Here is a 23,852-nt window from a genome sequence, read left to right as displayed (position 1 = left end):
AAGATCATAAATGAATTTTTAATTTAAGTACAATTATAATTATATATTAATACAAAATTGTTATCATTACTAACTCAAATGCTTTAAATTTTTATATTTATATAATGTTAATTTTTTATTAAATATTGTCTCTATATGATATAGAATTAATATATTTATTAATTAGTTAATTAATAAATATATTGATGATTAAAATATATTTCATTATTAAAAGATTCGATTAGTCTTTATAGATTTGGTTGCATTGAATATAAAATGAAAAGTTAGTGTTTATTCAGAATAAAAACATGGATAATACATAATTATCTTTTAAGATAATAGAAAAATTCTAAAAATATTTAAGCATGAAAATTTAAAGCATTTGAATAATAAATACTATGTTTAAATTATCATTTTTTATTTGTTACATTGTTATATTTTTAAAATTAACTATTACAAAAAAATATATAAGATAAAAAATTTATATTATTTAATTAATATATAGATTAATTATTTTCAAATAAACATAATTTTTTATCTTTATTATTTACATAATATTGCAATTTTGATTTTGTTTTAAATTACATAAGTAGATGAATTATATTTTTATTAAGATATAAAAATTTATTTTATTTAAACAAATAGTGGATATCTACAGTTCTAATTTTTTTGTGTAAGAAGGAATAACAATACCATTATGTCTATTCAAAGATATAATTTAAGTAAGCGTCACGATGACCTAATGCAATTAGCTAAAAAAGGTATTAGAGAAAATATTGCTATGGCTTTAAAGGAAGATTTAGGAGGTCAAATTAATGTTAATAATGATATTACTGCTAATTTATTACCGAAAGATAAAAATGCATATGCTCATATCATAACTCATGAAACAGGAATTTTTTGTGGTAAAGATTGGGTAGAAGCAATATTTGATCAACTAAATCAATCAGTAAATTTGGTTTGGCACATAAAAGATGGACAAAAAATGATACCTGAGCAGTTATTAGTTGAAATAGAAGGATCAGCACGTACAATTGTTACATCTGAACGTACCATATTGAATTTTATACAGCTTTTATCTGGTGTTTCTACTAAAGTTAATTATTATGTTGCACTTCTAAATAATACTAATGCAAAATTATTAGATACACGTAAAACTTTACCAGGATTACGTACTGCTCTAAAATATGCTGTAATATGTGGCGGAGGTAATAATCACCGCATTGGATTATCAGATGCTTTTTTAATTAAAGAAAACCATATTATTGCTATTGGGTCTATACAAAAAGCTGTCAAATCAGCCTCTTTAGCTTTTCCTGATTATCCCATAGAGGTAGAAGTAGAAACAATAGAAGAACTTATTCAAGCTATAAATGCTGGAGTAGATATTGTAATGTTAGATAATTTTAATTTGAAATTAATTAGCGAAGCAGTAAAAATTAATAAAGGTCGTGTAATTTTAGAAGTTTCTGGTAATATTAACGAATCATTAATAACAAATATTGCACGAACTGGAATAGATTATATTTCAGTTGGAGATATAACTAAAAACATACGTGCAATCGATATTTCGATGCGATTAAAGTTAAAATAGAAAAATTTATCAAGATGATTTTTAATTAATAAATTACATTAATAATCATGAATGTTATAATAAATTAATATGTTTCATTTAATGAATTTCTTAGCAATCTATAGATAAAAATAAACTTTTATGATTGATATTACATATTAATTTTCTCTATATATATTAAAATTATTATTTATTTTTCATGATATGCTTATTTTTTTTAAACTATCTTTTAATTTTATTATAAAAAGAGCTATTCAGTGAATAATATTCCTTATATAGTAGCATGTACAGGTGGCATTGGTAGTGGTAAAAGCACTATTGCAAATATTTTTGCCAAATTCAATATCAATGTTATAGATGCTGATGTAATTGCTTATAAACTAGTAAAACCAGGTTCCTGTGTTTTAAAAGCAATTATTAATCGTTATGGTAATGATATCTTAACTAAACAAGGTACTCTTTTTCGTTCTCGTTTGCGTGAAATAATTTTTCAGGATAAAAAAGAAAGATATTGGTTAAATAATATTTTACATCCACTAATTAATATACAAACTCAAAACTTAAAAAAAATAGCAAAATCGCCTTATATCTTATGGGTAGTACCTTTATTGATAGAAAATAAATTACAACATCAAGCTAATCGTATATTAGTAATTAATATAGATAAGGCAACGCAATTAAAGAGAGTACAAATTCGCGATAATGTTACACTGGCACAGGTAGAAAAAATCATTGAAATACAAGCTACACATCAGCAACGTATTAATTTTGCTGATGATATTATCAATAATATTGGTAAATTAGAAAATACTTTTTTACAAGTTTTTAAACTTCATCAGTTCTACCTTAAGTTAGCAAAAACGAAACAGGATTAATATCATGAGTAAAGCTGTACTATTCGAACATCCACTTAGTGAAAAAATGCGAACATGGCTAAGAATAGAATTTCTTATTAATCAACTTGATGAAACTACTCCAATCAATAAAACTATTCATGCATTAATTTTCTTTAGATTAATTGATGAATTATTAGATATTTTTGAACGTGGAGATATAAGAACTCAATTGTTAAAAGAGCTAGAGCGTCAAAAACAAAAATTACTCATGTGGTCTAACATACCGGGTGTTGATATAGATATAATTGATACAATACATAGTAAATTAAAAACTCATTCAGAGCAATTAATGAAATCTCCAAGAATAGGTCAGCAATTAAGAGAAGATAATTTAATTAGTATTGTGCGCCAAAGATTGAATATTCCTGGTGGTTGTTGTAGTTTTGATTTACCGGGTTTACATATTTGGCTACACTTTTTAGAAGAAATACGCAATAATCAGGTTAAAAATTGGATTGAAACTTTATCACCGGTTCATAATACTTTATCCATAATTTTGGATTTAATCAGAAAAGGAGGAACTTTTCGTACACAAACCAGTTTAAATGGATTTTACCAAGATAATGCCGGAGGAGCTGATTTGTTGCGTTTACAACTTGAAATAGAAAATTTAATTTATCCAAAAATTTCAGGACACAAAAGCCGCTTTTCTATTCATTTCATGCCTCTTGATAAAGAAAACATTACAATACCATTAAAATTTAATTTTCAAATAGCTTGTTGTTAAATATAAAATACATGACAAAAGAAGTTCAAGTATATTTCCTTTAAGTAAAAAATTAAGGATGCTATAAATAAGAAACCAATGAAAACAACAAATTAATTTCTTTATATTCAGACTAAAATACCATGACAACGTTTATATTTTTTACCTGAATTACAAGGACATGGATCATTTCTACCAATTTTATTAAAGATATTAAATCGTCCTTGTAAAGGATTTTTGTCTTCTTGTTCTGCTTTCATCTTACTTAATGTACTAATTACTTCGTATTTTATGTTTTCTAGCATAGAAGTAAACATTAGGAATGATTCTTTTTTATATTCCTGTTTTGGATCTTTTTGTGCATATCCTCTAAGATGAATTCCTTGACGTAGATAATCCATAGCTGCTAAATGGTCTTTCCACATTGAATCTAATGTATGCAACATAATTTTTTTTTCTGTATCTCGTATTATAATAGATCCAATTTGTTTTTCTTTTTGTTCATATTGTTCTGTTGCTTTTGTGTGAATATAATTGAATAAAATATCTTCCTGCATATTTATTTCTTTTTGTTTATTAAACCATTCTGAAAGATTAATATTTAAATCGAAATCTATAAGTAAGTTTTTCTCTAAAATAGAAATATCCCAATCATCTTCAGGTTGTGTAAGAACATAATTCTTAACTACTGTTCTATATACATCTTTACGAATATTATTAATAGTTTCATTTATATCAGAAACTTCTAAGATATTATTACGCTGATTATAAAAAGCACTCCTTTGTTCATTTGTTACATCATCATATTCAAGTAATTGCTTACGAATATCAAAATTACGATTTTCAACTTTATGTTGAGCATTTGCTATAGCTTTTGTTACCCACGGATGCTCAATTGCTTCTCCTTGTTGTATTCCTAGTTTCCGCATTATAGTAGAAACTCGTTCTGATGCAAAAATACGCATTAAAGAGTCCTCCATTGATAAATAAAATCTAGAAGATCCAGCATCTCCTTGACGACCAGCACGACCACGCAATTGATTATCTATACGGCGAGATTCATGACGTTCAGTACCTATGATATGCAAACCACCCGCAGCTATTACAGCATTATGTTGTATTTGCCAAGAAGATTTAATTTCTTCAATTTTATTATTAGAAATTTCTTTTATTTTATCTATCTCTGTACGCCAATTTCCACCTAGTAAAATATCCGTACCACGGCCAGCCATATTAGTAGCAATAGTTACTGTTCCAGGTTTACCAGCTTGTGCAATAATATCTGCTTCATGAGAATGAAATTTAGCATTAAGGACACTATGTTTAATACCAGCTAGTTTTAATTCATTAGATATTAGTTCAGATTTCTCAATTGAAATAGTACCTACTAAAACAGGTTGCGCACGTTTTATGCACGCCTGAATGTCTTCAATGATAGCTTTTATTTTTTCTTTTTCGGTCATATAGATTAGATCTGGTAGATCTTTTCTTATCATAGGACGATTAGTTGGAATCACTACTGTATTTAATTTATATATGGAAATAAATTCAAATGCTTCTGTTTCCGCCGTACCAGTCATTCCAGCTAATTTATCGTAAATACGAAAGTAATTTTGAAAAGTAATTGATGCTAAAGTACGGTTTTCGTTTTGTATTACAACATTTTCTTTTGCTTCTATAGCTTGATGTAAACCATCAGACCAGCGGCGACCTTGCATGATACGACCAGTATGCTCATCAACAATAAGAACTTCACCATTTTTTAAAATATAGTCAACATTTTTGATAAATAACACGTTAGGTTTTAAAGCAACATTAACATGATGCATCAATATTATATTGATAGGAGAATAAAGTGATTCTCCAACTTGTATAATATTTTTATCAACTAATAATTTTTCTATTTTTGTTAAACCACGTTCAGATATATGTACTTGACGTATTTTTTCATCAACCCAAAAATCACCTTTACCTTGAAAAAATTCTGAATCTTCTTGATCTTGACGTACTAAATAAGGAATGATTTTATTAATTTTAATATATAAAGCTGAACTATTTTCAGATGGACCTGAAATAATTAAAGGAGTACGAGCTTCATCAATTAAAATAGAATCAACTTCATCTATTATTGCGTAATTTAATTTCCTTTGCACTCGCTCTTCTGGCATAAGAGCCATATTATCACGCAAATAATCAAATCCATATTCATTATTAGTACCATAAGTGATGTCAGCAGCATAAGCTAAACGCTTATCCAAGACCGACATGCCTGATAAATTAACACCTATGTTTAATCCCAAAAATTCAAATAAAGGACGATTATTATCGGCATCTCGTTTAGCTAAATAATCATTAACAGTTACTATATGCACTCCTTTTTTTGTTAAAGCATTTAAATAAGCAGGTAAAGTTGCAGTTAACGTTTTACCTTCACCTGTACGCATTTCAGCAATACAACAGTTATTTAGCACTAAACCACCAATCAGTTGTACATCGAAATGACGCATGCCAAAAACACGTTTACTAGCTTCACGTACAGTTGCAAATGCTTCTGGAATTAAACTTTCTAATGTTGCCCCTTCTTTTAATCTTTTATAGAAAAATTTTGTTTTATCTTTAAGTTCATTATCAGAAAGTTTTGAAAAATCATTTTCTAGTTTGTTAATACTTTCAACTACTTTACTTAAATGACGTAGTACACGATCATTGCTACTAATAAAAAAATTGCTAAATAATTCTATTAAATTCATGAAGTTATTCTCAAATTCAATTTTATCTCTAAACATTCATTAATCTGTATGTGCGAAATAAAAATAATGATAAATAATTTTTAATAGAAACATTACATATGTCGTTATTTATATTTAATTACTTTTGCACAATAGAAAAATAAATAGATAAAATCAATCAATTGCTACATATAATGTAGTAAATATTTGTTATTTACAATGTTAAATTAACATTATTTTATGTAATATCAATAATTACAATTAATTAAACAACGGTATCGCATGAATGGTTAATCTAAATTTAACATTATTATTAAGATAATAAGAATTTTGAAATTCTATAATAGAATAAATAATTTTTTTATAAATTCTATTAATATAAATATTTTATACACTTAACTTATTATCAATTATTTTTCATATGCTTCTCAAATAACTAAGAATTATAGTATATAGAAATTATACTCTTCATTAAATATGATATACTTTCAATAAGTAATGGTATATATGTAAAATTATCCTCTTTAGATAAGAAATTATTTTATTTTAAAATCATAATATTAATTTAATATAAATAAATGATTAAATACATGATTAATCTGCTTGTTTGCGTAAAAATGCTGGAATATCTAAATAATCAATCTCTTTGTTAACTTTTTGAATTTGATTAAATAATTTTGTAGATTTTTGTTCTTTTTGCATTATTGATATTCCATTCTGATGATAACGACAATCTAAAACTGATTGATTTAAAGACGTATTAGATACTAATTTGATATCTTTATTTTTATCGTTACCAATACCTGTAGCAACAACAGTAACTCTTAATTCATCGTTCATTTCTGCATCCAATGAAGTACCAATAACTACAGTTGCATTATCAGAAGCAAAAGAACGAATTGTATTACCAACAGTTTCAAATTCATCTAAACGTAAATCAAATCCAGCAGTAATATTAACTAAAACTCCACGAGCGCCAGATAAATCAATATCTTCTAATAATGGACTAGAAACAGCTATTTCAGCAGCATCCTCAGCACGATCTTCACCACAAGCAACTCCAGAACCCATCATTGCATATCCCATTTCAGACATGACAGTACGCACATCTGCAAAATCCACGTTAATGAGACCAGGACGAGTTATAAGTTCAGCAATTCCCTGAACAGCACCTTTCAGTACATTATTTGCTGCACCAAATGCATCTAATAATGAAATACCTCGACCTAATACTTTTAGTAATTTATCATTAGGTATTGTGATTAAAGAATCAACGTATTTAGATAGTTCTTCTATACCTTTTGCAGCAAAATCCATACGTTTTTTACCTTCAAAATTAAAAGGTTTAGTCACAACCGAAACAGTTAGAATACCTAGATCTTTTGCTAATTCTGCTACTACAGGTGCTGCACCTGTACCAGTACCTCCACCCATACCTGCTGTAATAAATATCATATCTGCACCTTCTAATGCAGAACGAAGTGATTCTCGATCTTCTTCAGCAGCATTACGACCTACATCTGGATTGGCACCAGCACCTAAACCTTTTGTAATTTTATTACCAATTTGTATAGTTTTACCTACTGCTGTTTTACGTAATGCTTGTGCATCAGTATTTACAATAAAAAATTCTACTCCTTCAATACGTTCACGTACCATATGTTCTACTGCATTACCGCCTCCTCCACCAACACCTATAACCTTTATTACTGCTTCATTATTTAATTCAATAGATTCTAACATCGCTTGCTCCTAGATATACTTGATATTAATATAGCATATCAGCTTTATTAGTTTTTAATATAGTGTATTACTAATTATTTAGTATCAATAATAATTTATTTTTTTATTACTATTCAATATAACCATTTACATAATTACAGGACAATCACTGTTATACTTCAACAAGTAGTATGATAAATAAATCAATAAGTAAAAATAAAGCTAATTGATTATTGATATTATATCGGTTACATCATATTATGCAGAAATGCATAGTCATCATTAAATTTATTTTACTTACATTAAAAACAATAAACAGTTGATTTAATATTATATTCTACTTCCTATAATGATAGGGGAAAAAACTAATAAACATAAAATATTAGTTATTGTATTTCATATATTAGTAATATTAAATAAAATATATTATCCATAAAAAATTTTCACTAGTATTAAATTATTATATTTACAAATATATAAATATTATTATAGTGTAATTTATATTAAATTTTGATATTATTATTTACAAATAGTATTGAAAAATTTCTATAAAAAATAGATTTACTAGTACAATATTCTATTTACTTTATTTTTTATTTTAATTAGTTAATTGCAAAATATTAGTAACTAATTTTGAAAAAGGAATACCTGCCTCTTTAGCAGCTAATGGTACTAAACTATGACTACTCATACCTGGAGAAGTGTTAATTTCTAAAAGATAAAATTCTCCGTTATTATCTGTCATTACATCTATACGACCGCATCCCTCACATCCTAATGCATGCCAAGCAGATAACACCAATTTATTCAAATTTAATTTCTGATTAAGATCTAAATTATTTGAAAAACAATATTGAGTACTGTTGGATAAATATTTAGCTTTATAATTGTAAAATTTATTATTGGTTTTTATTTGTATTAAAGGTAATAATTGATTTCCTAAAATACCTACAGTATATTCTTCACCATTCAAAAACTGTTCAATTATAATATCGTTATCATAATATAACGCCTTATCTAAGGCTCGTGGCAATTCGTCAAAATTGTTTACTTTACTAATACCTATGCTAGATCCTTCACGATTTGGTTTAACAAATAGAGGTAATCCTAACATAGAAATATCATATTTTATTTTTTTATCTAAACCTTTTGATATTTGCTTACGTGTTAACCATACGAAATTACTTGATTTCAATCCGTATCCTTGCCATATTAATTTAGTTCTTATTTTATCTATAGCAATAGATGAAGCCATTATCTTACTTCCAGTATATGATATATTTAAAAACTCCAAAACTCCTTGTATTTTACCATCTTCACCACCACGACCATGCAATGCAATAAATACTTTATCAAATCCTTGTTGTTTAAGATTTAATATAGAATAATATTTGGTATCAATTGCATAGGCATTAACTTTTTCTTTATGTAAACCAAGTAATACTTCATTGCCTGACATCAGTGAAACTTTTCTTTCTGATGAAGTACCTCCCATTAACACTGCTATTTTATTATTTATTTTCATGAAATTTTTCTTTTATATTTTGCAATTGTAATTTGGAATTTATTAATTCGATAGCAATTTTACCAACATTCCCTGCTCCTTGAGTTAAAATTACATCATAGCCAGAAATCATTGATGATAAAATATCTGGTATAATATTATTTTCAGTAATTAAAACAGGATCTATTTTTTTTAGATTGCGAATTGCTTTACATAAAGAGTTGCTATCCGCATCAGGAATGATTTTTTCACCTGCTGAATAAACATTTAACAATATTAATTCATCAACTTTTGATAATACATCAGCAAAACTATATATCATATCACGAGTACGTGTATATCTATGTGGTTGAAAAATCATTATTAATTTTCTTTTTGGCCATCCTGATCGAACAGATTTAATTGTTACACTAATTTCTGTTGGATGGTGACCGTAATCATCTATTAATACAATATCGCCAATTTTACCATTTATAAGTTGTGTTGAAAATTTGCCCAAAAAATCAAATCTTCTTTTAATACCCTTAAAATACTGCAATGCATTAATAATTGATTTTTCATCAATTCCTTCTTTATAAGATACAGCAATAGCAGCTGTAGCATTAAGAGCATTATGTTTTCCTGGAGCATTTAAAATTATTTTTAAGCAAGATTGGTTTTTTATCACTAATCTGAAATAACTTTTTGTACCATGTTGTACATAATTCTCAATCCTAAAATCAGCTTTTTTGCTGAAACCATAAGTAATAATCTTACGATCTATACGAGGTATTAAATCATGAATTACCATATCATCTATACACATAACTATATATCCATAAAAAGGTAATTTATGTAGAAAATTAATAAAAGTTTGTTTAAGATTTTCAAAATTACCTTGATAAGTATCCATATGATCAGATTCAATATTTGTGACGATAGCTACTATTGGTTTTAAATGCAAAAATGATGCATCACTTTCATCTGCTTCAGCAATAAAATAATTATTATCACCCAAATGTGCTTGTGTATCTTCTATCTTCAGTATCCCTCCGTTAATAAATGTTGGATCTAAACCACCTTCAATATATATACTTGATAACATAGCAGTAGTTGTAGTTTTTCCGTGAGTACCTGAAATAGCAATGCCATAACTAAAACGCATTAATTCAGCTAGCATTTCAGCGCGACTTATTATAGGAATATTCTTTTTTTTCGCATATATTAATTCTGGATTGTTTCTAGATATAGCACTAGAAAAAACAACAACATCAGTAGTACAATTAATATTTCCAGCATAATGATTGAAATAAATTTTTGCACCTAATTGAGATAAATATTTAGTAATTGCATTGGGTTCTATATCAGACCCACTAATATAATAGCCTTCACTAATTAATATTTTCGCAATCCCACCCATACCACAACCACCAATTCCTACAAGGTGAATATGGTTAATATGGTACATTTTTGGTTTAATATAACAAAATTTTGCTAGATTTTTTTTATTCATTATTGTCATTGATTTAGTTGTCATTAATATCCTATTCTAAATTATTTAATAAATATATTAAATTTTATTGCATAGATATATTAACTATTTCTTGAAAAATAAGTTTAGTTGCATTACAATGTGCTAATTGTCTAGCTTTCTGTGCCATTTGAAGTAATACTGATCTATCCCAATTAACTAATGTTGTTACTATAGCATCCACAGTGAGTTCTTTTATTTCAAAAATTTTAGCGGCTCCTATTTTTGCCAGATTTAAAGCATTTAAATATTGCTGACGATCTTTATGTTGAAATGGTATGAAAATAGCCGCTAATCCTACAGTAGCAATTTCGCTGACTGTTAATGCACCTGCTCTACAAATGATTACATCTGCCCATGAATAAGCATAAAAAATATCGTCAATAAATTCTGTGACAGTATGTTGATGTTGACCTAAATTTTTATAGGCATTATATACTTTTTTATGTTTTCCTTTTCCGGTTTGATGCCATATAATGATTTTTTTACCTAGATAAAATGCGATTTTCGGAATTATATTATTTATAATTTCAGCACCTTGACTACCACCTATTACTAAAATTCTGATTGGGCCACTGCGACCTGTAAAACGCTCTTGTGGTTTAGGTATATTAAGTATATTTTTACGTATGGGATTACCTACTACATCTGAATGAGGAAAAGCACCTGGAAATCCCTGTAACACTTTCGTGGCAATTTTCGCTAGCCACTTATTAGTTAAACCAGCGATACTATTTTGTTCATGTAATAATAAAGGAATACCACAAGTCCAAGCTGCCAAACCACCAGGACCTGAAACGTAACCCCCCATACCTAAAACTACATCAGGTTTACATAACTTCATGATGTTTCTTGCCTGGATAAATGCTCTTAAAATAGATATAGGTGCTAATATTTGAGTTGTTATTCCCTTACCACGTAAACCACTGATGTTAATAAAATACATTTTTATGTTGTATTGCGGTACTATATTATTTTCCATATTATTAGATGTACCTAACCAACATACTTTCCAACTTTTTTCTATCATATGATGAGCAATAGTTAATCCTGGAAAAATATGTCCTCCAGTACCTCCTGCCATAATCAGTAACTTCTTGTTCATTTGTAATTACCTCAAATGATCATTTAGATTTTACTACTATAGTGTTTTAAAAAATCTGATGTATTAATCATTGAATATTCGACATGTATCAAGATCTATTTTTTATTCATTAATAAATCGGATAATAATGAAAATTTTATTAAAATTAATTATTCATAAAAAATATAAAATCAATTAATACAATTGTAGTATTAAAATCTTAGTCATGTAATAGTTCTGAATATAAATTAAAAGTATATTATTTTAATTTTTGATAATATCTTTTACTAATTTGATAAAAACATCACCACGATGTTCAAAACTATTAAATTGATCTAAACTAGAGCATGCCGGAGATAAAAGTACTATATCATTAGGTCTAACTAAAGAAGCAATTTTGTTTACTGCTTGTTGCATTGTCTCGGTATACGTAGATATTTTAGGCTGTAAGGCAGCTATTTTAGCACCATCTTGACCAAAACAGAAAATTTTGATTTTTTTTTGTAAAATATAGTTTATTAATGAAGAAAAATCAGCACCTTTGCTATCACCACCAAGTAATAACCATAATGTACCTCTAAAGTATAAACTGCATAATGCAGCTTCAGTACTTTTAATATTTGTTGCTTTAGAGTCATTAATCCACTTAACACTATTATGTTGACATATTACTTGAAAACGATGTTTTAAACCTGTAAAAGAAACTAATGTTGCTAAACTAGACATATATGGCAATTCTAATACACCTACTATAGCTAATGCCGATAGTGCATTTATATAATTGTGTATGCCCATTATTTTCATTTCTGCAGTATTAAATATTTGGTCATAATAGATACTTTTTATATAGATTTTACCATTTTTATTAATAAAATGATAATCACCATCATGCATACCAAAACTAATATAACTTTGCTTGTTGTTAAATACAGGAATAGCTAATTTATCATCCTTATTAATAACACAATATGATGCATTTTTATATATGCGCATTTTAGTATTACGATATTGATTTATACCTAACGGATAACGATTTAAATGATCTTCTGATATATTTAGTAAAGCAGCCACATTAGCTTGTAAGCTATTAGTAAGTTCTAGTTGAAAACTAGATATTTCTAAAATGTACAATTGTTGTTTCTGCATGCCTAATAAATCAAGTACAGGCAAACCAATATTACCACCCATAGCTACTTGATATCCTGCTGCTTTTGCCATTTCATTAACTAAAGTAGTAACAGTACTTTTACCATTTGAACCAGTAATTGCTATAATAGGACTATTCAATTCACGACAAAAGAGTTCAATATCACCAATAATTTCTATTCCTTTATTAATTGCTTGTTGCAATTCTATGTGTGCTAAGCTAACACCTGGACTTACAACTATTAAGTCAGATTGTAATAACCAATTAATATTAAATCCTCCTAAGTAGCATTCAATATATTTAGGTATATCTCTAATATTAGGAGGATTTAAACGAGTATCCATTACACGAGGTAATACACCTCGTTCTAAAAAAAATGTAATACATGATATTCCGGTTACACCCAAACCAATAATAACAATTTTTTTATCTTTATATTCAATCATAATTAACGCATTTTTAATGTAGCCAAGCCTATTGACACTAATATAAAAGAAATAATCCAGAAAAGTAAAATAATGCGTTGTTCAGACCATCCTTTTAATTCATAATGATGATGAATAGGTGCCATAAGAAAAATTCTATGACCTAATAATTTAAATGAACTTACTTGTAATATAACTGAACATGCTTCAATAACAAATATTCCTCCCATAATAAACAGCAGTAATTCTTGACGTAATAGTACAGCAATAATACCTAATGCTCCACCAAGTGATAACGAACCAACATCACCCATAAAAATTTTTGCAGGATAGATATTAAAATATAAGAAACCAATACCTGCACCAATAATTGAAGAGCAAAAAATTATTAATTCCCTTGTATAAGATATATAAGGTAAGTGTAAATATTGAGACAATTTTATATCACTAGTCAACCAGGATACTATACTAAGACCAGTAGCTATAAATATAGTAGGAACTATAGCCAAACCATCTAGACCATCAGTTAAATTAACTGCATTTCCTGTTCCAACTATAACAATATAAGCTAAAAATACATATAATAATCCTAATTGTGGCATAAAGTCTTTAAAAAAAGGTACTACTAACTGAGTAGAAAGAGTATTTTTGCCGTTAAAATATAAAATTGCTATAATAATAATTGAAACAATAGACATACATAAATATTTCCATTTGGCTACCAAACCCTTTGAATTTTTATATATTAATTTACGATAATCGTCTATAAAACCAATAATACCGAATCCAGTAAATATTATTAATGAATACCATATATAAATATTAGATAAACGTGACCATATTAATATTGAAATCAATACTGAAATGATAATCATTACGCCACCCATCGTTGGAGTATTATGTTTGCGTAAATGAGATTTAGGTCCATCATGACGTATAATTTGATTTATTTGCAACTTTTTAAACCAACTTATTAAGTAAGGTCCTATATATAGTGAAATTAATAAAGATGTTAAAAAACTATTGGTAGCACGAAATATTAAATGTGAAAATATCTTAAAATAAGAGGAAAAATTAATTAAATAATTAATTAATAATACAAACATACTATGTTCCTACAATAATTTTTGTACTACTTTTTCCATAGAGGCATTACGTGAACCTTTGATTAAAATAGTAATGTTTACATATTTAGATAATAACATTTTTAAACGTTTAATTAAAAATAATTGATTTGTAAAATGTTCACCTAATTTACTATTTTGACTAACTAAATAACTGAATGTTCCTATACTTATTACAAGATCTATAGACATATTTTTAGCATAAATACCTAATTCACGATGGAGATTTTCACTTTCTTGACCTAGTTCTGAAATATCTCCAATGACCATAACACGATAACCTGGCATAGATGATAACAATTTAATTGCAGCTTTCATTGACCCTATATTAGCATTATAAGTATCATCTAATATTACTTGATTTTTAGATAAGTAAATAGGAAACAATCTACCTGGTAATGCTTGTATATTTTTGAGACCATTACTAATAGCAGTTAACGGAATACCTAAAGACATAGATAGTGCTGAAGCAGCTAAAGAATTATAAACATTATGTTTTCCTATTAATGGAATAGTTACTTTTGTTGTACCATAAGGTGTACGTACAATGAAATTTGTTTTATTTTCTTGCAAATTAATTTTATATGCAAAAAAATCACTACTATCATTTTTTAAAGAAAATCGCCATACTTTATTTTTACTTAAAATTTTTTTCCAATTTAGCCAGTCATTACTATCATCATTTATAATTGCAATTCCATTATCAGGTAAGTTATAAAAAATTTCGCTTTTTGCTTTTGCAACGTTAGCTAATGATCCGAAGCCTTCAAGATGTGCAGATGAAATATTATTTACTAATACACTTTCTGGATATACTAGTTTATTGATATATTTAATCTCACCAATTTGAGATGCTCCTAATTCAATAACTGCATATTTATGTTGTTTTGTAAGACGCAATAATGTCATAGGTACTCCGAACTTATTATTAAAATTACCTTCGTTACAAAGAGTATCTCCATATTGACGCAAAATAGAAGCAGTCATTTCTTTAACAGTTGTTTTACCTGAAGATCCAGTTAATGCAACAACATGTGTACTTACTTGATTTCTTACCCAAGATGAAAGTATCTCAAATGCTAAATTAGTGTTATTTACAACTACCTGTGGTATAGGTATTGGTAAATATTTATTAACTAATAAAGCTTTTGCACCATTAGCAATAGCATCATTAATAAAAATATGTGCATCAAAACGTTTGCCTATAATAGCAATAAATAAACTATCTGATTTTATATGTCTTGTATTTATAGAAATTTTATCTAAAAAAATATCATTTCCATAAAGTATACCATCAGTTATACTTGCTAATTTACTTAAAGATATTTGAATCATATCATAATTCCAAAGATGATTTAATAATAGCGCGATCTGAATAATGAAAACGATTATTACCTATAATTTGATATTCTTCATGACCTTTTCCTGCAATTAAGATTAAATCATTATAATAGGCTGATCTAATAGATTGATTAATTGCTTTTGATCGATTGTTGATTACATAAACAGAATGCAAATTTACAAAACCATGTAAAATATCTTTAATAATTTCATATTGGTTTTCATTACGTGGATTATCTTGAGTGACAATAATTATATCAGCAAATTTTTCAGCAATCGCTGCCATTATAGGTCTTTTAGTTTTATCACGTTCACCACCACAACCGAATAAACACCAAATTTTACCTGTACAATATTGACGTGCTGCTATTAAAGCTTTTTTTAATGCTTCAGGAGTATGAGCATAATCTAATATTACTTTAGGTTTACCTACTTTAACAAATAATTCCATACGACCATTTATTGGTAATAATTTAGATGACACTTTCAATAATGAATTTAATGGATAATTGAGAGATAATAAAGTGGCTAAAGCAATAAGTAGATTACTAATATTAAAGTTACCAATTAAAGCACTATTAATTCTACCTGAACCCCAACTTGAATCAAAATAAATATTTATTTGACTTTTTCGGAAAATTATATTGGTAGCCTTTAGCCAGCGTCTATTAATATCAAATCTATAATTTTTTTTTATGCTAACTGCAATTGCGCTAGGTAAATCAAATAACCATTGAGAACCAATTTTGTCATCAGCATTAATTATCATTTCATTTAGTTTATGTTCGAAAAAAAATGACCTTTTAGCAAGCGCATATTTTTTCATGTCATTATGATAGTCAAGATGATCATGACTTAGATTAGTAAATACTCCTGCAGAAAATAATATATCAGCTACACGATATTGTACTAAAGCATGTGAAGATATTTCCATTGCTGTTAGATTTATTCGTTCTTTATCCAAAAGATATAAAATTTTTTGTGTATCAATTGCAGATTCTGTTGTATTGTTTGTTTTCTTTAAGTTTCCTATTATTCCATATCCCATAGTACCTATTACTGCACTTTTTTCACCTAACAATGTTACCCATTGTGATAATAATTGGGTGATGGTAGTTTTACCATTTGTTCCTGTTACTCCAATAATTTTTTGTGTTTTTCCTGGATTTTCGTAAAAAACTTTACCTAAAGTAGATAATTTTTGATTTAATTCTGAAAAATAAATAATAGGAATACCTGATATTATATTTACTTCCCCATTCATCGCTATTCCGTTTGCCTCTGCTAGTATAGCAACAGCACCTTTATTAATTGCTTCAGAAATAAAATTTCTACCGTCACTAATATCTCCTTTAATAGCAATAAATAAATTACCCTGTTTTATTTTACGACTATCTAATTTCATTGAATTGAAAAAACATATCGGTGCATTAGATATCCATTGATTAAGTAGATAATAAAGATTTTTATTTTTTTTCACTAATTTCTCATTTTTTATTAAAAATAAAAATATATTGATACGATGTTTTAAAACACAAATTATATACTCTAAACGAGTATATAATTTTATATACTAATTGTGGTTTATTATTGATATAAAAATATTTTATATGTTTTTTAAAATTAGATAAAAACATACTGAAATAAATTTATCAATAATATTAACAAATTTTTTCTGCAATGCGTAATATAGCACTACGTGATCTTGGATTGTTTTTTATTTCTATATCACTTGGAAATAATCTACCTAATAATTTTAACTGTAGTTTACTGAATTTAAATATCTGTTCTTCTGTAAGTGGTAAACCGTGAGGTATTTGTAATTTTTTGCTGTATTTACGCATAAAATGTTTAACAATTCTATCTTCTAATGAATGAAAGCTAATAATAGATAAACGTCCTTTATAAGATAGTAATTTAATAGAACTTGTTAATATAGCTTTGAGTTCTTCTAGTTCTTTATTTATCCATATACGTATTGCTTGAAAACTGCGTGTAGCAGGATGTTTAAATTTATCTTTTATTGGAATTGCAAATGAAATTATTTCAGCTAGTTCTATTGTTCTAGTAATTGGTTTTATGCGATTACGATCTATGATTGCACGAGCTATTTTTTTAGCAAATTTCTCTTCTCCATATGATTTTAATACAAAAACAATTTCTTTTTCTGTTGCATTTAATAGCCATTCTGCTGCTGAAACATTAAAGCTAGGATCCATACGCATGTCTAGTGGTCCATCATTTATAAAAGAAAATCCACGATTACAATCGTCTAATTGAGGTGATGAAACACCAAGATCTAACAAAATTCCATCGATTTTTCCTATTAAATTAAGTTTAAATATATGTGTTTCTAATGAAGAAAAAGATCCTTTAATAATTGTAAAACGCGTATCTTTAATTTTCATAGCCTCCAGTACCGCTTGTGGATCACGATCCATAGCGATTAATTTTCCTTGATACCCAAGATGAGATAAAATTAAATAAGAATGTCCTCCTCTTCCGAAGGTTCCATCTATATAAATACCGTTTTCTTTGATATTTAAACTTTTAATTGCTTCATTCAATAAAACGGTATTATGTTTTAAATTTTTAATGATTTCTATATTAATCATATTTCACTAAATTAATTTTTATATTTTTAATGTTTTAAGTAATATTATTATATGATATTACTTAAATTTAGTATTTTTATGAACAAATTTCAGTTATTATTACATATGTAAAACAGTAATATGGCTGTAAAAACAAAAAAATAAATTGATTTGTATGTTTTATTTATGATTTTCTCAAACATTTATTATTAGAAATAATAAATTATATTTTAAATTAGCGAATAACGTAATTACCGCGTAAAATACCTATAATTCCTGACCGAACCATTTCAATTACTTCTGCTGTATCTTTAATAATCATTAAAAATGCATCTAATTTATTAGTAGTACCTATAACCTGCACAGTATAAACTATTTTAGTAACATCAATAATTTGCCCGCGAAAGATTTCCACTATATGTTTTATTTCCTCTCGTGATTGATCAACAGTTTTTATCTTTACTAACATTATTTCACGTTCAACAAATTTTTTTTCTTTTAATTCAATTACATGTAAAACATCAATTAGTTTATGTAATTGTTTTTCAATTTGCTCTAATACTTTTGCATCACCAAATGTTTGAATCGTCATACGTGATAAAGTAGGATCATCTGTTGGAGCGACGGTCAAACTTTCAATATTATATCCACGCTGTGAAAATAACCCAACTACACGGGATAAAGCACCAGATTCATTTTCTATCAAAATTGATAAAACACGACGCATAATTTAAGTCTTCTCCGTTTTATTTAGCCACATTTCATTCATGCCTCCACCGCGAATTTGCATTGGATATACATGTTCTTCCTCATCAATATTGACATCAACAAAAACTAGTTTACCTTTTGAAACAGTATCTAATGCTAATATTAATTTTTTTTCTAATTCATAAAAATAATTAATTTTAATACCAATATGACCATAAGATTCTGCTAACTTAATAAAGTTAGGTAATGATTTCATATTTGATTGCGAATGCCTTCCTGAATAAATCATATCTTGCCATTGTTTTACCATACCTAAAACATTATTATTTAAATTTAAAATCAAAATCGATAAATTATATTGTAGAGCAGTTGACAATTCTTGAATATTCATTTGAATACTGCCATCACCAGTAATGCAAATAACTGTTTCTTCCGGTAAAGCAATTTTAACTCCTAATGCAGCAGGCAAACCAAAGCCCATTGTTCCTAATCCTCCTGAATTGATCCAATGACGAGGTTTATCAAAATGGTAATAAAGTGCTGTAAACATTTGGTGTTGACCGACATCTGAAGTCACATAAGCATTACCCTTTGTTAATTTAAAAATAGTTTCAATTACTGATTGAGGTTTAATTTTTTTACTTGTGTGATTAAAAGATAAACATTTTTTACTGCGCCAATATTTAATAAGTTTCCACCACTTTTCTAGTTTATTAATATACTTAAATTTGTCTTGTTTAATTAAATCCAACATAATATTTAATATTTGTTTAATATCACCTATAATTGGAATGTCAGATGTTACAGTTTTAGATATTGAAGTAGGGTCTATATCGATATGCATTATAATAGCATTGGGACAATATTTATCGATATTATTAGTAGTACGATCATCAAACCGTACTCCAATACTAAAAATAAAATCAGAATTATGCATCGCCATATTAGCTTCATAAGTACCGTGCATACCTAACATACCAAGAAATTGAAAATGAGTACCTGGAAATGAGCCTAAACCCATAAGAGAGGTGGTTACCGGGATATGAAGAAATTCAGCTAGTTCTAATAATTCATTTTCACAATTAGAATTAATAGATCCACCTCCGGAATAAATAATTGGTTGTTTTGCTTTAATAAGTTTTTTCAATGCACTTTTAATTTCTCCTCTATGTATTTGAATAACAGGATTATAGGAACGTATATTTACTAATTCAGGCCATTTATAAGGTAATTTGTTATTAGGATCTAATATATCTTTAGGTAAATCTATTACAATTGGTCCAGGCCTTCCAGTTGATGCTAACCAAAAAGCTTTCTTAAAGACTATCGGAATCTCTTTAGTACTTTTTACTAAGAAGCTATATTTAACAATAGGACGAGAAATACCAACCATATCACACTCTTGAAATGCATCATATCCAATTAATGAAGAAGATACTTGTCCAGATAATATAACTAATGGAATTGAATCCATATATGCTGTAGCAATACCAGTAATAGAATTAGTTGCTCCTGGACCAGATGTTACTAATACAACACCTACTTTACCTGTTGCACGCGCCAAACCATCAGCCATATGCACTGCTCCTTGTTCATGACGTACTAAAATATGCTCAATACCTCCAATAGTTTGCAAAGCATCGTAAATATCCAGTACTGATCCACCCGGATAACCAAAAATTTGTTTTATGCCTTGATCTATTAAAGAATGAACAACCATTTCAGCTCCTGACAACATCTCCATTATTTAGCTCCAAAATTTATTAAATAATTAAATTCATTTAAAATAATTTTTACAATATCAGTAACATCTTATTATCAGATATATATAAATCAACTCAATACAAATTGATATATTTATTATTTTAAATAAATTTAAATAAAAATTTATACTTTATATATAAAAATAAAATTATTTTAATATAGATAATTAATTACTATTATTTACATTAAAAATAATAAATAAAAATCACTTGATATTTTTTATTTAATTTATAAATAATTTTTAAAAACAATATATTGAATAAATAATTATTATGTTTAAATATTACATCACTTAATATAAATCTTTTAATTTATTAGGAGAAATAAAAAACCCGTGCTTGTCACGGGTTTTATAATGAAAATATCGAATAAAAAAATAAAAGGATAAAATAATGAGCGATAAAGTTATTATTTTTGATACTACTTTACGTGACGGTGAACAAGCTTTAAAAGCCAGTTTGAATGTGAAAGAAAAATTACAAATTGCTTTGGCTTTAGAAAGAATGAACATTGATGTAATAGAAGTAGGATTCCCAGTATCTTCACCAGGAGATTTTAAATCCGTACAAACAATTGCACGTACTATTAAAAATAGCTGTGTTTGTGCTTTAGCACGTTGTATTGAAAATGATATAGACGTAGCTAATAAATCTTTATGTATAGCTGAAAGGTTTCGTATCCATATATTTATATCAACTTCTCCTACACAAATCTTAACTAAACTTCGGAGTACATTATCAGAAATAATTGAAAAAACAGCATATATGATTAAATATGCCCGTAGATATACAAATGACGTTGAATTTTCATGTGAAGATGGAGGGCGTACGCCAATTGATAATTTGTGTCGTGTAGTGGAAGTAGCAATTGAATCAGGTGCTACAACTATTAATATACCAGATACTGTTGGTTATACAACACCAAAGGAATATGCAAATATTATTACTCAGTTAATTAATCTCGTTCCAAATATTGATAAAGCTATATTATCTGTTCATGCTCATGATGATTTAGGGATGGCCACTGGTAATACTATTGAAGCATTGAAAGCAGGAGCACGTCAAGTTGAAGGGACTTTAAATGGCTTAGGTGAACGTGCTGGTAACTGTGCATTAGAAGAAGTCATTATGGCAATTAAAACTCGTCAAAGATTATTAAATCTCAAAACAAATATTAATTTTCAAGAAATTTATAGGACTAGTCAAGTCATTAGTAAAATATGCAATATGCCTATTCCATCAAATAAAGCAATAGTTGGTACCAATGCTTTCTCTCATTCTTCTGGAATTCATCAAGATGGAGTGCTAAAAAATCGTGAAAATTATGAAATCATAACATCAGAATGTATAGGATTACACAAGATTCAGCTCAATCTTACATCACGTTCAGGTAGGGCTGCAGTAAAGTATAGAATGAAGGAAATGGGATATAAAGAAAGTGATTATGATCTTGATGCTTTATATGATGCTTTTTTAAAATTGGCTGATAAAAAAGGTCAAGTTTTTGATTATGATTTAGAAGCATTAGCTTTTATTAATAAACAAAATGAAGATCCAGAATATTTTAGGTTAAATTATTTCAATGTGGAATCAGGATCTAATAAAATTGCTCAAGCATGTGTAAGTTTAATATGTGGTGTTAATAAAAAACTAAAAACTGCAACCGGTAATGGTCCTGTAGATGCTGTATATCAAGCTATTAATTTAATTAGCATGTTTAATGCTGATCTTTTAAACTATCAATTAACTTCAAAAGGTCATGGAGAAAACGCATTAGGTCAAGTAGATATATTAGTAAATTATAATAATAGAACTTTTCATGGAATAGGCTTGGCAACCGATATAATCGAAGCTTCAGTAAAAGCTATGATCAATGCTTTAAACAATATATGGCGTTCTAAACAAGTTGAAAAAGAATTAGGACGTAAATCTAAACATCCAAAGGAAATAATACCTGTATGTTAAAAAATCATTGCATAGCAGTACTGCCTGGAGATGGTATAGGTCCCGAAGTGATGTCTCAAGCTATGAAAATATTAAATGCAGTTTGTAAATGTTTTAACATTCATATTAATACTATGATATTAGATGTAGGAGGTGTTGCTATAGATCATTACGGTAAAGCTTTGCCAGAAGAAACAATTAATGGTTGTGAGAAAACTGATGCAATTTTATTTGGATCTGTAGGAGGACCACAATGGGAACATTTACATCCCAATTCTCAACCAGAAAGAGGATCTTTATTATTATTACGTAAACATTTCAAATTATTTAGCAATTTACGTCCATCAAAATTATATAATGGTTTAGAACACCTCTGTCCATTACGTATTGATATAGCCAAAAAAGGATTTGATATTTTATGTGTTCGTGAATTAACTGGAGGTATTTATTATGGCAAACCTAAAGGACGTAATGGTAGTAACATTTATGAATATGCGTTTGATACTGAAATTTATTATCGTTTTGAAATTGAAAGGATTGCGACAATAGCTTTTGAATTTGCACGGAAAAGAAATAAACATGTAACCTCTATCGATAAGGCAAATGTATTGGAAACTTCTATTATGTGGAGAGAGATAGTAAAAGAAATTTCCAATAAATATCCTGATATAAAATTAAATCATATGTATATAGATAATGCTGCTATGCAGTTAATTAATAATCCATCACAATTTGATGTATTATTATGTTCTAATTTATTTGGAGATATTATTTCTGACGAATGTGCAATGATAACTGGTTCTATAGGTCTATTACCTTCTGCTAGTTTAAACGACAAAGGTTTTGGATTATATGAACCAGCTGGTGGTTCTGCTCCTGATATTGCTGGTAAGAATATTGCTAATCCTATAGCACAGATTTTATCTTTGGCATTATTATTACGTTACAGTCTGAAATTACATGATGCAGCTTATTCTATTGAAAGAGCTGTAAGCAATGTTTTAAAAGACGGATATCATACTAGAGACATATCAGATATTAATCCAGTAAGTACAGAAGAAATGGGTGATATAATTAGTCAGTATATATTTTAAGAGAAATAA

Annotated in this window: 17 protein-coding genes; 5 read left to right on the top strand and 12 right to left on the bottom strand. The window is 27.5% G+C overall.

The annotated features are described in order from the left end of the window. The first annotated feature begins 676 nt into the window (after positions 1-676). From nadC to zapD, 3 genes are all read left to right on the top strand, one after another. Positions 677-1,573 carry a carboxylating nicotinate-nucleotide diphosphorylase gene (nadC, locus tag CRV12_RS02205; protein WP_136131009.1) on the top strand — a complete coding sequence of 299 codons (897 nt, stop codon included), beginning with the start codon at positions 677-679 and terminating at the stop codon, positions 1,571-1,573. A 245-nt stretch (positions 1,574-1,818) separates the two neighbouring features. Next, positions 1,819-2,427 carry a dephospho-CoA kinase gene (gene coaE, locus CRV12_RS02200; protein ID WP_136131044.1) on the top strand — a complete coding sequence of 203 codons (609 nt, stop codon included), beginning with the start codon at positions 1,819-1,821 and terminating at the stop codon, positions 2,425-2,427. Between the two features lie 4 nt (positions 2,428-2,431). Beyond that, positions 2,432-3,175: a cell division protein ZapD gene (gene zapD, locus CRV12_RS02195; protein ID WP_136131008.1), complete on the top strand. Its 744-nt coding sequence runs from the start codon at positions 2,432-2,434 to the stop codon at positions 3,173-3,175. 107 nt (positions 3,176-3,282) lie between these two features. Here zapD and secA read toward each other — a convergent pair whose 3' ends face one another. The 12 genes from secA to ilvI form a co-directional block, all read right to left on the bottom strand. Continuing rightward, positions 3,283-5,904 (bottom strand): preprotein translocase subunit SecA, encoded by a 2,622-nt coding sequence (gene secA, locus CRV12_RS02190; RefSeq protein ID WP_136131007.1) that lies wholly within the window; start codon positions 5,902-5,904, stop codon positions 3,283-3,285. 573 nt (positions 5,905-6,477) lie between these two features. After that, positions 6,478-7,626 (bottom strand): cell division protein FtsZ, encoded by a 1,149-nt coding sequence (gene ftsZ, locus CRV12_RS02185; protein ID WP_136131006.1) that lies wholly within the window; start codon positions 7,624-7,626, stop codon positions 6,478-6,480. 577 nt (positions 7,627-8,203) lie between these two features. Continuing rightward, positions 8,204-9,124 carry a D-alanine--D-alanine ligase gene (locus CRV12_RS02180; protein WP_136131043.1) on the bottom strand — a complete coding sequence of 307 codons (921 nt, stop codon included), beginning with the start codon at positions 9,122-9,124 and terminating at the stop codon, positions 8,204-8,206. Beyond that, positions 9,117-10,601, bottom strand: a complete 1,485-nt coding sequence (gene murC, locus CRV12_RS02175; protein WP_136131042.1) for a UDP-N-acetylmuramate--L-alanine ligase — start codon at positions 10,599-10,601, stop codon at positions 9,117-9,119. Before murC ends, CRV12_RS02180 begins: the two co-directional genes overlap by 8 nt. 64 nt (positions 10,602-10,665) lie before the next feature. Continuing rightward, positions 10,666-11,724, bottom strand: coding sequence for an undecaprenyldiphospho-muramoylpentapeptide beta-N-acetylglucosaminyltransferase (gene murG, locus CRV12_RS02170; RefSeq protein WP_136131005.1), 1,059 nt, complete (start codon positions 11,722-11,724; stop codon positions 10,666-10,668). Positions 11,725-11,967: 243 nt separating this feature from the next. Then, complete coding sequence (gene murD, locus CRV12_RS02165) at positions 11,968-13,296, bottom strand: UDP-N-acetylmuramoyl-L-alanine--D-glutamate ligase (RefSeq protein WP_136131004.1); 1,329 nt, start codon at positions 13,294-13,296, stop codon at positions 11,968-11,970. A gap of 2 nt (positions 13,297-13,298) precedes the next feature. Then, positions 13,299-14,381 (bottom strand): phospho-N-acetylmuramoyl-pentapeptide-transferase, encoded by a 1,083-nt coding sequence (mraY, locus tag CRV12_RS02160; RefSeq protein WP_136131003.1) that lies wholly within the window; start codon positions 14,379-14,381, stop codon positions 13,299-13,301. Positions 14,382-14,390: 9 nt separating this feature from the next. Beyond that, a complete protein-coding gene (murF, locus tag CRV12_RS02155; protein ID WP_136131002.1) occupies positions 14,391-15,734 on the bottom strand; it encodes a UDP-N-acetylmuramoyl-tripeptide--D-alanyl-D-alanine ligase in 1,344 nt (447 codons plus the stop codon). A gap of 1 nt (position 15,735) precedes the next feature. Next, entirely contained in the window at positions 15,736-17,220 is a 1,485-nt protein-coding gene (gene murE, locus CRV12_RS02150) for a UDP-N-acetylmuramoyl-L-alanyl-D-glutamate--2,6-diaminopimelate ligase (protein ID WP_136131001.1), read from the bottom strand. Positions 17,221-17,401: 181 nt separating this feature from the next. Further along, positions 17,402-18,340, bottom strand: a complete 939-nt coding sequence (gene rsmH, locus CRV12_RS02145) for a 16S rRNA (cytosine(1402)-N(4))-methyltransferase RsmH (RefSeq protein WP_136131041.1) — start codon at positions 18,338-18,340, stop codon at positions 17,402-17,404. 229 nt (positions 18,341-18,569) lie between these two features. Then, entirely contained in the window at positions 18,570-19,061 is a 492-nt protein-coding gene (gene ilvN, locus CRV12_RS02140; protein ID WP_136131000.1) for an acetolactate synthase small subunit, read from the bottom strand. Positions 19,062-19,064: 3 nt separating this feature from the next. After that, positions 19,065-20,786 carry an acetolactate synthase 3 large subunit gene (gene ilvI, locus CRV12_RS02135; RefSeq protein WP_136130999.1) on the bottom strand — a complete coding sequence of 574 codons (1,722 nt, stop codon included), beginning with the start codon at positions 20,784-20,786 and terminating at the stop codon, positions 19,065-19,067. 412 nt (positions 20,787-21,198) lie between these two features. On the opposite strand from ilvI, the gene leuA reads away from it, so the two are divergent. Continuing rightward, positions 21,199-22,770 (top strand): 2-isopropylmalate synthase, encoded by a 1,572-nt coding sequence (leuA, locus tag CRV12_RS02130; protein ID WP_136130998.1) that lies wholly within the window; start codon positions 21,199-21,201, stop codon positions 22,768-22,770. Then, positions 22,764-23,843 (top strand): 3-isopropylmalate dehydrogenase, encoded by a 1,080-nt coding sequence (gene leuB / locus CRV12_RS02125; protein ID WP_136130997.1) that lies wholly within the window; start codon positions 22,764-22,766, stop codon positions 23,841-23,843. Before leuA ends, leuB begins: the two co-directional genes overlap by 7 nt. The last annotated feature ends 9 nt before the right edge of the window (positions 23,844-23,852 follow it).

Source organism: Candidatus Pantoea edessiphila, from assembly GCF_002933315.1.
In the GTDB taxonomy this organism is placed as follows: domain Bacteria; phylum Pseudomonadota; class Gammaproteobacteria; order Enterobacterales; family Enterobacteriaceae; genus Pantoea_C.
This window is presented reverse-complemented; position numbering and strand designations above follow the sequence as displayed.